This window comes from Nocardia otitidiscaviarum NBRC 14405 (assembly GCF_000308635.1).
GTDB lineage: Bacteria > Actinomycetota > Actinomycetes > Mycobacteriales > Mycobacteriaceae > Nocardia > Nocardia otitidiscaviarum.
Window position 1 is genome coordinate 17,639 of sequence record NZ_BAGD01000099.1, and the last position, 12,222, is coordinate 29,860.

11 protein-coding genes are annotated in these 12,222 nt (G+C 69.5%); 4 read left to right on the forward strand and 7 right to left on the reverse strand.

What is annotated here, in order from left to right:
* Positions 1 to 80: 80 nt before the first annotated feature.
* A complete protein-coding gene (locus ON31_RS22250; RefSeq protein ID WP_039816464.1) occupies positions 81 to 1,445 on the reverse strand; it encodes a uracil-xanthine permease family protein in 1,365 nt (454 codons plus the stop codon).
* 182 nt (positions 1,446 to 1,627) lie between these two features.
* On the opposite strand from ON31_RS22250, the gene pucL reads away from it, so the two are divergent.
* Positions 1,628 to 2,548, forward strand: a complete 921-nt coding sequence (gene pucL / locus ON31_RS22255; RefSeq protein ID WP_039816467.1) for a factor-independent urate hydroxylase — start codon at positions 1,628 to 1,630, stop codon at positions 2,546 to 2,548.
* On the opposite strand, the gene ON31_RS34805 is transcribed toward pucL, so the two are convergent.
* A complete protein-coding gene (locus ON31_RS34805) occupies positions 2,530 to 4,503 on the reverse strand; it encodes a PucR family transcriptional regulator (RefSeq protein WP_147287084.1) in 1,974 nt (657 codons plus the stop codon). The genes pucL and ON31_RS34805 overlap by 19 nt on opposite strands.
* Before the next feature lie 124 nt (positions 4,504 to 4,627).
* Between ON31_RS34805 and ON31_RS22270 the strand changes: the two genes are divergently transcribed.
* A complete protein-coding gene (locus tag ON31_RS22270) occupies positions 4,628 to 5,698 on the forward strand; it encodes a CobW family GTP-binding protein (RefSeq protein WP_039816469.1) in 1,071 nt (356 codons plus the stop codon).
* Positions 5,699 to 5,761: 63 nt separating this feature from the next.
* Here ON31_RS22270 and ON31_RS22275 read toward each other — a convergent pair whose 3' ends face one another.
* The 5 genes from ON31_RS22275 to ON31_RS38600 form a co-directional block, all read right to left on the reverse strand.
* Positions 5,762 to 6,757, reverse strand: coding sequence for a sulfate/molybdate ABC transporter ATP-binding protein (locus ON31_RS22275; protein WP_039816471.1), 996 nt, complete (start codon positions 6,755 to 6,757; stop codon positions 5,762 to 5,764).
* Positions 6,754 to 7,560 carry a sulfate ABC transporter permease subunit CysW gene (gene cysW / locus ON31_RS22280; RefSeq protein ID WP_039816473.1) on the reverse strand — a complete coding sequence of 269 codons (807 nt, stop codon included), beginning with the start codon at positions 7,558 to 7,560 and terminating at the stop codon, positions 6,754 to 6,756. Before cysW ends, ON31_RS22275 begins: the two co-directional genes overlap by 4 nt.
* Complete coding sequence (gene cysT / locus ON31_RS22285) at positions 7,557 to 8,357, reverse strand: sulfate ABC transporter permease subunit CysT (protein WP_039816490.1); 801 nt, start codon at positions 8,355 to 8,357, stop codon at positions 7,557 to 7,559. Before cysT ends, cysW begins: the two co-directional genes overlap by 4 nt.
* Before the next feature lie 128 nt (positions 8,358 to 8,485).
* Complete coding sequence (locus ON31_RS22290) at positions 8,486 to 9,520, reverse strand: sulfate ABC transporter substrate-binding protein (RefSeq protein ID WP_051037601.1); 1,035 nt, start codon at positions 9,518 to 9,520, stop codon at positions 8,486 to 8,488.
* A 177-nt stretch (positions 9,521 to 9,697) separates the two neighbouring features.
* Positions 9,698 to 9,811 carry an Ms4533A family Cys-rich leader peptide gene (locus tag ON31_RS38600; protein ID WP_368857813.1) on the reverse strand — a complete coding sequence of 38 codons (114 nt, stop codon included), beginning with the start codon at positions 9,809 to 9,811 and terminating at the stop codon, positions 9,698 to 9,700.
* Between the two features lie 44 nt (positions 9,812 to 9,855).
* Here ON31_RS38600 and ON31_RS22295 point away from each other — a divergent pair, with 44 nt between their 5' ends.
* Both ON31_RS22295 and ON31_RS22300 read left to right on the forward strand, forming a co-directional pair.
* Positions 9,856 to 10,911, forward strand: coding sequence for a M48 family metallopeptidase (locus ON31_RS22295; protein WP_039816475.1), 1,056 nt, complete (start codon positions 9,856 to 9,858; stop codon positions 10,909 to 10,911).
* Between the two features lie 85 nt (positions 10,912 to 10,996).
* Positions 10,997 to 12,222: serine/threonine-protein kinase (locus ON31_RS22300; protein ID WP_255222211.1), on the forward strand; the 1,226-nt coding region annotated here is incomplete at its 3' end.

Genomic DNA, 12,222 nt, shown 5'->3' on the forward strand with positions numbered 1-12,222 from the left:
ATCGGTCGGGCGACGTAGCCGCCATGTGGCGGGCACGGCGGGGCGCGACGGCTGTCGAGCAGCCCACGTGCCGTAGCGGGTCAGGTTGTCACCGGACCGTGGGGTTCCGCCGTCCGCGGCGTGCTCTCCACCGCGCCGCGCGCGAGGTCGCCCAGGCGGGTGTGGTTGAAGAGCAGGTTCAGGGTGAAGACGGTGGCCGCCGCCAGGGAGATGCCGCTGTCCAGGAGGATCTGCGCGGAGGACGGGAAGCGGTCGAACATGCCGTCGGTGAGGACGGGGATCAGGCCGACGCCGATGGCGGTCGCGGCGATGGTCAGGTTGACGCGGTCGGTCAGGTCGGCCTTGCGCAGGGTGTTGACGCCGATCACCGCGATGGTCGCGAACAGGACCAGACCCACGCCGCCGACCACCGGTTTCGGCACCGCCGCCACCACCGCCCCGAAGCGGGGCACGACGCCGAGGATCATGAGCAGCGCACCGCTGACCGCCGTCACGTAGCGGCTGTACACGCGGGTGGCCGCGACCGCGCCGACATTCTGGTTGAAGACGGTGTCGATGAAGGAACTGAACACACCGGCCAGCACCGCCGACAGTCCGTCACCGGCCAGCCCGCGTCCCAGTTCCGCACGCCCGACCTTCTTCCCGGTGATCTCGCCGATGGCGAGCATGCTCGCCGTGGACTCGGCGAACACCACCGCGATCACGATCGTCATGGCCACCACCGCGGCGAGCGGGAACTCCGGTGCGCCGAAGTGGAACGGCCGCGGAATACCGAGCCAGTCCGCCGCCCCGACGCCGTCCAGGCTCACCAGGCCCATGGGAACGGCCATGAGCACGCCGACGGCCAACGCGATGAGAATGCCGAGCTGCGACCACACGCCGCGCCCCAGACAGGTGAAGACCAGCGCGATCACCAGCACCACGGCGGCCAATCCGATGCGGGCGGGATCACCGAAGGCCGCGTCGCCCGGATCGGTGCCGACGATGAGTCCGCCCGCCACGCCGATGAGCGAGATGCCGACCACGGTGAGCACGGTGCCGGTCACCAGCGGCGGGAAGAATCGCACGATCATGGCGAACGGCCAGGCCAGCGCCAGCCCGATGAGACCGCCGATGAGCATGGACCCGTAGACGGCGGGTAGGCCGTACTCCTTGGCGATGAGGATCATCGGCGACATGGCCACGAAGGTGGCGCCGCAGATGATGGGCAGCCGCGCGCCCACGAACCGTCCGGCCCCGAGGCTCTGCACCATGGTGATGAAGCCGGCGACCAGCAGGTCGGCGCTGATGAGCAGTCCGATGGTGGCCTGGTCGAGTCCGGCCGCCGCGCCGAATACCAGTGGGACGGTGACACATCCGGTGTACATGATCAGGACGTGCTGGATGCCGAAGGCCAGCAGCCGTGTCCACGGCAGCCGGATATCGACGGGATGGGGCGAGGTCATCGGTACTCCTTGCGATACGGCAGGTGAGATCACGCTAGACATTCGGCGGCGTTCGCGGGTTTGTCCGATATGCCTAATCGGCAGCGGCGGACACGCCGCATTTTGTCTCGGCAACCAGTGCTCGCGGGACGCGACATGCGCCAGAGTGGGATCAGGATGTCCATCGACCGAGGGAGCCGCCCGTGACCGCATCGTCCGGAAAGATCGTGCTCGGCCCGCACCAGTACGGCAAGGCGGAGAACCGGGTGGTGCGCATCTACCGTGACACCGCCCGGCACGAGATCCGCGACCTGAATGTCTCGTCGTGTCTGCGCGGTGCGTTCGATCCGGCGCACACCGTCGGCGATCAGGGTGCGGTGCTGCCCACCGACACGCAGAAGCAGACCGTCTACGCCTACGCCAAGGAGCACGGCGACGGCAGTATCGAGGACTACGGTCTGGCGCTGGCCCGGCATTTCGTGGACGACATCGAACCGGTGGATTCGGCGCGCATCGAGATCGAGGAGTACGCGTGGCAGCGGGTTCCGGTCGGCGGCAGCGGGCACGACCACACCTGGACGCGGGTGGGGCCGGAGGTGCGGATCGCCGCGATCACGGTGCGCGGCAGCGGCTCCGAGCGGCGGCAGTGGGTGATCGGCGGGGTGAAGGATCTGGTCATCCTCAAATCCACCGGATCGGAGTTCGCGGGCTTCCTGACCGATCCGTACACGGTGCTCGAGCCCGCCGCGGACCGGATTCTGGCGACCAGCCTGGTGGCCCGCTGGCGCTTCGCCACCGCGCCCGAGGACTGGGATGCCGCCTACGACGGCATCCGCGCGGTCATGATCGAGACGTTCGCCACCCTGCATTCGAAGGCGTTGCAGCAGACGCTGTTCGAGATGGGGAAGGCGGCGCTGGAGGCGTATCCGTGCCTGGCGGAGATCCGGATGTCCGCGCCGAACAAACACCATTTCGCCTACGACCTGGAGCGATTCGGAGTGGAGAACGCCGGTGAGGTGTTCCACGCCGACGATCGGCCGTACGGGCTGATCCAGGCCAGCGTGCTGCGGGAAGGAGCGCCGGATGCCGGAATCGCCTGGGACGCCTACACCGGGGCGGTGTGACCGCCGAGCGTCCGCACCGCCAGGTACAGGTCGAGCCGGTCGTCGAGCCGCCCGAGGTCCCGCCCGGTCAGCTCCTCGACCCGGCCGATGCGGTAACGCACCGTATTCAGATGCAGATGCATGCGCTCCGCCGCCTGCCGCCAGGAACCCTCGCATCCGAGAAACACCTCCAGGGTGCGCACCAGTCCTGCACCGGTCTTCCGGTCGTACTCGACCACCGGCCCCAGCACCCGTTCGGCGAACCGGCGCTGCAACTCGTTCGGTATCGCGGTGAAAAGCCCTGCCGCGCTGTCGATATCGGCAATGCGCACGCTGGCCTCCCCCGCCTCCGCCGATGCGACGGCGGCGGCCGCCGCGAATGCCCCGGACAGCGCCTCCGCACCCTGCGGCGCGCTCACCCCGACCGCGATCCCGGCACCACCCAGCACCGGCCGCAGCCGACCGAGCCCACGGCGCAGCAGCCCCGCCACCTCCGCCTCACTCCCCGGCGCGTACCCGATGACGCGACCGTCCCTGTCGATACCGGTGACGATTCCGGGCAGTACATCATGCAGTGCGGCGCGCAGTGCATCGCGAGTCGGTGGCGGCACGGTGGCCTGCCCCGGCCGAGTGGGAGCAGCGGCCCCGATGGTCGGGGCGGTGGCGCACCGCGCGGCAGTATCCGTCACGACAGCCGAATCGGCGGTGAGCGGCCATCGATCGGCTTCGACGACCTGCCCCGCCCGATTGCCCCCGGCCCCGATCATCCCGCGCGCGGCCGTGTGCACGGTTCCCGCCGAAGACCCCGCGACCGCCGCTGTCCCACCGGCGGCACCAGTCGCTGCCCTCGCGACGGCCACTGCCCCACACGGATCCGGGGGCGTGGTCCCCGCTGCGGCCACATCGCCAGGCCCGGTCGCCCGGCGCGCCGCCGCGGTTGCGACCACCGCCCTCGCGACGGGCACCTCGCCCTCCGAATCCGAGGGTGTGGTCGCTGATCTCGCCGCGGTCTCGGTCGCGGCACCGATCGCACTCCGGTTGACCCGCGCGGCGGCAGGTGACCGTCGTTCGCCGATACCGGGGGTGATGTCGGCGTGGTCGGCCCAAGAGGTGACATACAGGTCGCATACCAGGGCGACCCGCGGGCCGGTCATCGGTGCGGCCGTGAGGTCGACGGTGCGGTCGGCGACATCCCAGGCGGCGCGCAGGTGTTCGGCCTGACGCGCCCGATAGAGTTCCGCGACGGCGGCCAGGTCGGCACCCACGGTCTGGATGCCGTGCGGGTCGGCGTCGGCGGCGGCGCGGACCATGAGGTACCAGGCCGCGATCCGGTCACCGTCGCGACTGCCCACCGGGTGCACCGTGATCCCACCGGGGGCGATGGCGGGCAGTCGAGGCGCGGTCAGAGCGGTGGACAGGATGCGATCGATCTCGTCGTCGCGCAGCGGTGCGGTACCCGCCACGACCGCGCCGGTCGCGGTGAGCAGCCAGGTCGAGAACCCGTGCTCCGCCGCGACATCCGCCAGGAGATCGCCGATGTCGGTACCCCCGGCGGCCTCGGACATCAGCCGACGCAACCCGAATCGCTCACGCTGCCATCGGGTTTCGGCGGCTCGCTCCGCCATGTACTCGATGATCCGGCTGAACGGCACGCTCTGCGGGGCCGACAGCAGCGCCAGCTCGTGGTGGGCGCACGCCGCCAGCACATCGTCGGGTACGTAGCCGTGCAGCGCCTGCCCGGCGACCACGCCGACCGCTCCGGCACGGGCCAGCAGGCCGATATAGCGGTCCGCGTCCGCCGGGGAACTCCGCCACACCAGGCCGGTGCACACCAGGGCTCCGGCCGTCACGAACGGCCGCGGGTCCGGCATATCGGTCACGCACACCCGGTCCACCGCACGCTCCAGCGCCGCCGCGTCACCGTGCAGCAGGTCCATCCGCAATTGCGGCGCGCCGAGCAGATCCCGTAAGCGCACGGCACACCTCCGTCCTTCGCTCCTACTGCCGCACACCGTAGGAGTCCGGTGTTGCCGCCACGTTTCGCCCGTGCTGCGACCACTTCACGGCGGCCCGATCCGCGCCCCCCGGTAGGGTGGTCGGGTGGCTCGGCGTATTCCTGTTCTCGTGGTGGCCGGATTTCTGGGGGCCGGTAAGACGACGCTGCTCAATCACCTGCTGCGCAACAATCGCGGGTTGCGAATCGGGGTGGTGGTCAACGATTTCGGCGCGGTGAACATCGACGCCATGCTGGTGGCGGGCCAGGTGGATGCCATGGTGTCGCTGGGCAACGGCTGTGTGTGCTGTGCGGTGGATGTGAGCGAGCTGGACGGGCTCTTCGACCGCTTGGCGCAGCCGCGCGCCCGGATCGATGTGATCGTGGTGGAGGCCAGCGGGCTGGCCGAGCCGCGCAATCTGATCCGCATGATCGTCAACAGCGAGAACCCGCGCATCGGCTACGGCGGACTGGTGGAGCTGGTGGACGCCGAGCATTTCGCGCAGGCCCGCGCCCAGCACCCGGAACTCGCCACCCACCTGCGCATGGCGGATCTGGTGGTGGTGAACAAGGCCGACCGGGTCCCGGCGGCGACGCTCGACGGACTGCTCACCGAGATTCGCGCCCTGGCCGACCCGGCCCCGGTCTACTCCACCGCGCACGGCCGCATCGATCCGGGCCTACTGGTCGACACCCCGGATCGCGAGGCCCGCCGCCCCCGGGTCGGTGAGCAGCTCAGCTTCGACGAACTGTTCGCCGACGCGCACGACGACCATCACGACTGCGACGACCACGATCACCGCCACCTGCACGACGGCTACGACACCGTCTCCTTCATCAGCACCACCGACCTGCATCCGCGCGCCCTCGTCGACTTCTTCGAGAACCCGCCCTCGGGCCTGTTCCGCGCCAAGGGCACGATCGCCTTCGCCGTCCCCGAGGACCAGCGCAAGTTCGTCCTGCACATGGTCGGCCGCCATATCGTCGTGGAACCCACCCCCTGGCCGCGCCACGAACCCCGCGCCACCCATCTGGTCCTGATCGGCGCGGGCCTGGACACCGCCGCCGCCCTGGACCGCCTGCGCGCCACCGTGCACACCGACGCCACCCCGCTCGACGAGCAGGAGCTGCTACCGGTGTGGCGCTACGTGGAACCGGCGGCTCACACCGTGAGCTGATCCGGCGTCACCTCGAATTCGGTGCGCCCGCTCTCGGATTCGACACCGTAGGGCGGCGCGAGCTCACTCCGCGGGCAGGTCCGGGATGCGGGTGGCGCGGACGTAGACCGTCTCCCCGGCGGCCAGGTGCAGCGCCTCGGCGTCGCCGCGCGTCACCTGGGCGGTGAACAGGTCCCCGGTGGCCGCGTTCTTCAACTCCACCCGCACCTCGAAGCCGAGATGGACGACGCGTTCGACACTGGCGCGGGTGACTCCGGCCGACACCGCCGTGCCCTCGTGGCTGGCCAGCGCCATACTGGGATCCCGCCCGACCCGGATATCGTGCGGCCGCACCAGATGTCCGTTCAACTTGGCCACATCGCCGAGGAAGGACATGACGAATTCGCTGGTGGGACGGTCGTAGACATCCTCGGGGGTGCCGATCTGCTCGATGCGGCCGCGGTTCATGACCGCGATCTTGTCCGCCACATCGAGGGCTTCCTCCTGGTCGTGGGTGACCAGCACGGTGGTGACGTGCACCTCGTCGTGCAGTCGCCGCAGCCATTTGCGCAGATCGGTGCGGACTTTCGCGTCGAGCGCGCCGAACGGCTCGTCGAGCAGCAGCACCTGCGGCTCCACCGCCAGCGCCCGCGCCAGGGCCATGCGCTGGCGCTGACCACCGGACAGCTGCGCCGGATAGCGGTGCTGAAAACCGTCCAGTCCGACGATCTCGAGCAGTTCGTCGACCCGCTTGGCGATCTCGCTCTTGGGCCGCTTGCGGATCTGGAGTCCGAACGCCACATTGTCGCGCACGGTCATGTGCTTGAACGCCGCGTAATGCTGGAAGACGAACCCGATATCACGCTTCTGCGGCGGCACGCGCGTGACATCGCGTCCGGCTATGGTGACCACCCCGGTGTCCAGGGATTCCAGCCCGGCAATGGACCGCAGCAGGGTGGACTTGCCCGATCCGGACGGCCCCAGCAGCGCGGTCAACTCCCCGGAGGGGATGTCGATGCTGACATTGTCGAGTGCGGCGAACGAGCCGTAGCGCTTGTTCGCACCGGTCACGGTGATCATGAGGCAGAGTCCCGCTTACGTTCGAGGAGAGTCATCAGGAGAAGGACGACGAAGGCGATGCCCATGAGCAGGGTCGCCGCGCAGTACGCGCCGAAGACATTGTGGTCGTTGTACCGGTCGTGCACGAGCAGCGTGAGCGTCTGCGATTGGCCGGGCAGCGCCGTGGACACCATGAGCACCGCGCCGAATTCCCCCAGCGCCCGCGCCACCGTGAGCACCACGCCGTAGGTGAGGCCCCAGCGGATGGCGGGCAGGGTGATGCGCCAGAACGTCTGCCAGCGGTTCGCGCCCAGCGTCGCCGCGGCCTGCTCCTGATCGTCGCCGATCTCGTGCAGCACCGGTTCCACCTCGCGCACCACGAACGGCAGCGTCACGAAGATGGTGGCGAGCACCATGCCGGGCAGACTGAAGATGATCTTCAGGCCGTAGTCCTCGAGACCGCCGAACCAGCCGCCCGCACCCCACAGCAGGATGAGCGAGACACCGACCACCACCGGCGATGTCGCGAAGGGCAGATCGACCAGGCCCTGAACCAGACTGCGGCCCGGAAACCGCCCGCGCACCAGTGCGATAGCGGTCATCACACCGAAGACCACGTTCACCGGAACCACGATGGCTACGATGATCATCGAGAGGTTGAACGCGGAAATCGCCGCGGGCGTGGAGATCCAGTCGATGAACGTCCCGATCCCCTGCTCGAAACTGCGGTACAGGATGATGCCCAACGGCAGCACCAGCAGCACGAACAGATACCCGAGCGCCACCGTGCGCAGCGAAATGCGGGTCATCGCCGAGAGTTTCACTGCGCGTCCTGCTCCTTCCGGGTCGCCCGCTCCGCGAACAGCCGCAGCACCAGCAGCGTCAGGAAGGCGATCACCAGCAGCGCCACCGAGACCGCCGCCGCGCTGACCGGGCGGTCCACCTCGATCTGCTGCTGGATGTACTGCGAGGCCACCTGGGTCTCCCCCGGAATATTGCCGCCGATCAGCACCACCGACCCGAATTCGCCGATGGCGCGGGCGAAGGCGAGCCCGCCGCCGCTGATGATGGCCGGGGCCAGGGTCGGCAGCACGATGCGCCGGAAGGTGGTCCAGTTGTCCGCGCCCAGCGACGCCGCGGCCTGCTCCACCTCGATATCGACCTCGATGAGCACCGGCTGCACCGAACGCACCACGAACGGCAGCGTCACGAAGGCCAGCGCCACCACCAGACCGGGCTGGGTGGCATTGAGCTGGATGTCGATCGGGCTCTGCGGACCGTACAGCGACAGCAGCACGATGCTGGCGACGATGGTCGGCAGGGCGAACGGCAGGTCGATGAGCGCGTTCACGACGCCCTTGCCGGGGAAGTCGTCGCGCACCAGCACCCAGGCGATGAGGGTGCCCATGACGACATTGAGCACGGCCACGATCACCGAGACGGCGACCGTCACCCGCAGCGCGTCGAGGGCGGCGGGTGCGGTGACCGCGTCCCAGAAGCCCGCCCAGCCGTCGCTGAACGAGTTGAAGGTCAATGCCGCCAGCGGCAGCAGCACGATGATGCTGAGCCACAGCACCGAGATCGCGATGCCGAGGGGGCCGACCGATCCGGTCACCCGCAACCAGGACCAGCGGTCCGGGCGCGGGACGCCGGCGGTGTCGGTGGATGCGTGCGAGTCCCGCCCGAGCTCGACGCTTCCGCTGCTGTCTTTCACGGTAGCCAGTATCCTGTGTGCTTCACGTCACCCGACTATCCGGTGGTCCGCTCGTAGATGACGGCGATACCGCCGCTGCCCTGGGTGAACAGTTCCTGGTCGACGGTCTGCCAGCCGCCCAGGTCGGCGATCGTCCACAGGGTCCGCGGCTGCTGGAACTCGGCGGCGAAGTCGGCGCGCACCTGCGGGTCCACCGGGCGGAACCCGGCCTCGGCCCAGGCGCGCTGCGCGGCCGGCGTGTAGAGGAAGTCCCGGAACGCCGCGGCCCGCTCGGGGTGGCGCGAACTCTTCAGCACCGCCACCGGGTTCTCGATCTTGAAGGTGATCGGCGGCACCACATGCTCGATGGGATCGCCCTGGCGCTCCGAGAAGATGGCCTCGTTCTCATAGCTGATCAGCACGTCACCGACGCCCTGGAGGAAGGTGTCGGTGGCCATGCGACCGGAACTCGGCTGCACCTTCACGTGCTCGGGCGAGAGCAATTCCGACAGGTAGTCCAGGCCCGCCTGCGGGTTCTTGCCGCCCTCGCTCTCGGCCGCGTACGGGGCGAGCAGATTCCACTTGGCCGAGCCGGAGCTGAACGGGTTGGGGGTCACCACCTCCACGCCCGGCCGCAGCAGGTCGTCCCAGTCCCGGATGTTCTTGGGGTTGCCCTCGCGCACCACCAGCGTGACCACGGATCCGAAGGGAATTCCCTTGTTGGCGTCGGCATTCCAGTCCGGATCGACCAGCCCGGCGTCGACCAGGCGGGTGATGTCGGGCTCCACCGAGAAATTCACCACATCGGCGTCCGCACCCTTGGCCACCTTGCGGGACTGATCCCCGGACGCGCCGTAGGAGGGCACCACCTCGACGCCCTCCCCGGCCTCGGTCTCGTTGAACGCGGGCACCACCTTGTCGAAACCGGGCTTCGGCACCGCGTAGGCGTACAGGTGCAGGGTGCCGCGGCTGTTGTCGGTATCGCCGCCGCCGATCTCGTCACTGGAGCCGCCGCTGCATCCGGTGAGGGCGAGGGCGGCGACCAGCGCGGTCACCAGTGCCGGACGTCGGAGCCGGGAGCTGCGAGGCATCGAGAGGACCTTTCCTACCGCCCGCCGATCACGTCGGCGGAAATCTGGGGACTGCCGTCGGCCCGCGTGCGGGCACGGCCATGGCGCGATCGGCCCGGGGGCCGCCGGGAACGAACTTCAGCTGCGAAAGGACGCGCGCCAGTCTACTGATGAGAGGTGCAGCGGTTCGGTCGGCGGTCAGCGACAGTGAATGTCCGCTACCGCAAGGCAGCCCACCGCGATCAACGCCAATTCATGGCGGACCCGGGGTGGAGCACTCGACGACACGGGCAGACTGTAGCAGAGCGGCATTCGACGCCGCGAATTACCGCGAAACGCCCACACGGGGGAGATTCATGACGAGCCCTGACCGACTCCGGACCCGATTCCCGGAGATCAGCACCCGCGCCTGGGAGCATCCCGCCGACCGCACCGCCCTGGTGGCGCTGCGCAGCCTCGCCGGGTTCGACACGGTGCTTCGCACCCTGAGCGGACTGCTCGCCGAACGCCAGCACCGGCTGCTCTACCTCGCCACCGCGGTGCGCGTGGACGAACGGCAGTTCAAGACGGTGCATCAGCTGCGCCAGGACTGCGTCGAAATCCTGGACGCCCCAACCACTCCCGAGATGTTCGTACTCCAGGACCCGCGCGCCAACGCCTTCACCATCGGCATGGACCAGCCGTTCATCGTGCTGACCACCGGACTGCTGGATCTGCTCGATCAGGAGGAGCTGCGGTTCGTCGTCGGCCACGAACTCGGGCACGCGCTCTCCGGACACGCCGTGTACCGCACCATGCTCATGCATCTCATGCGGCTGGCCGGTGGGATCGGCTGGATTCCGGTCGGCGGGTGGGCACTGCGGGCCATCATCGCCGCACTCATGGAGTGGAGCCGCAAATCCGAACTGTCCGGCGACCGCGCCGGGCTGCTGGCGGGCCAGGACGTGGAGGCGTCGGTGCGGGTGCACATGAAACTGGCGGGCGGCTCGCGGGTGGACCAGATGAGCCATGCGGCCTTCCTGGCCCAGGCCGACGACTACGACCGCTCCGGTGACCTGCGCGACGGGGTGCTCAAACTGCTCAACCTGGAGTTGCAGAGCCACCCGTTCTCGGTGCTGCGCGCCGCCGAACTGCGGCGATGGATCGCCAGCGGGGAATACGGGCGGGTGCTCGACGGTCAGTACCCACGCCGCCACACCGACCGGGACGCGCGGTTCGGCGAGGAGATCCGCCAGGCCGCCCGCAGCTATCGCGAATCCTTCGACCAGTCGGAGGATCCGCTGGTCAAGGTGGTGCGCAATCTCGGGCGCGATGCCGCCTCGGCAGTGAATACAGTGGGCCAAGAGGTGGGCGAGACCGTCGCCAAGATCGGCAAGCGGTTCGACGAGTGGCGGAATCGAGACGGCTCCTAGTCGCGGAGTGCGGAATACTCACCGTGGGGAGCGTGCGCGCTCGGCCCGGATGCCCTGTCGATCGAACGAGATGGAGTGACCTGTCGTGCAGCTCGGTGTGAACGAGTCGTTCGCCGGTTACGAGATCGAAGGCGTACTGGGCAACGGCGGCATGGGCACGGTCTATCTCGCGCGGCATCCGCGGCTGCCGCGCAAGGTGGCGCTCAAACTGCTGAACCGGGAGGTGTCGGCGGACCAGGAGGTGCGGCGGCGGTTCGAGCGCGAGGCGAATGTGATTGCCCGGCTGGACCATCCGAGCATCGTCGGGATTCACGACCGCGGGGTGCAGGACGGACACCTGTGGATCGCCGTGCAGTACGTGCCCGGCACCGACGCCGCCCGGCTGGATCCGCGCGCCGTGTCGGTCGAACGGGCGGTGCGGATCATCAGCGAGACCGCCGCCGCGCTCGACTACGCGCACAGCCACGGCATCCTGCACCGGGATGTGAAGCCCGCCAATATCCTGCTGTGGGCCGCGGCGACCGGGCGCGATGAACGGGCCGTGCTCACCGATTTCGGCATCGCCGCCCTCGCCGACTCCAACACCCAGCTCACCGCCACCGGAATGTTCTCCGCCACACTGGCTTTCGCCTCACCCGAACAGCTCTCCGGGGAACGCCTGGACCACCGCGGCGACCAGTACTCGCTGGCCTGCACCTGCTACGCCCTGCTCACCGGCCACGGCCCCTTCCCCGCCACCAACCCCGGCCAGGTGGTGGCCGGCCACCTCAACAAACCCCTCCCCCACCTGCACCCGCAGCGCCCCGACGTCCCCCCGGCCCTGGACGAGGTCCTCGCCCGCGCGGCCGCCAAATCCCCCGACGCCCGCTACCCCGACTGCTCCACCTTCGCCGCCGCCGCCCGCGCGGCCCTCACCACCCGTTCCAGCGCCCCGCTCCCCCGCCCACCCGCAACCACCCCGAACCCCAACGCGACCAGACCCGGCGCCGGCGCAGACACCCCGACCCACGATGCTGCAGAACCCCATCCGGGCACAGCGACCTCGCACCCGACCCGCTTCGGCCCGGGCACAGCGCACTCCGGCACCGCGAACGGACATCTCCCGGCGGCACCACCCGGCGCGGCAGCGACGGCCCACCCCGGATCGGCGAATGGACGCCCGGCGGCGCGCGGTGCGGGAACCAGCGCTCCGGACGCGGCTGCGCACCGACATACGGCCGCGGCCGGTCCGGGCTGGGCGGCCGATCCGGGCGCGGCAGTGGGATTTCCTGCGCCGGGCACCCCCGCTGCGGCAGCGATGAGCCGTGGGGC

Coding starts and splice junctions, on each gene's coding strand:
- ON31_RS22250 (WP_039816464.1), bottom strand. CDS start 1,445: ATGACCTCGCCCCATCCCGTCGATATCCGGCTGCCGTGGACACGGCTG.
- ON31_RS22275 (WP_039816471.1), bottom strand. CDS start 6,757: ATGATCACCGTGACCGGTGCGAACAAGCGCTACGGCTCGTTCGCCGCA.
- ON31_RS22290 (WP_051037601.1), bottom strand. CDS start 9,520: ATGCCTCGCAGCTCCCGGCTCCGACGTCCGGCACTGGTGACCGCGCTG.
- ON31_RS38600 (WP_368857813.1), bottom strand. CDS start 9,811: ATGCCGCTCTGCTACAGTCTGCCCGTGTCGTCGAGTGCTCCACCCCGG.
- ON31_RS22295 (WP_039816475.1), top strand. CDS start 9,856: ATGACGAGCCCTGACCGACTCCGGACCCGATTCCCGGAGATCAGCACC.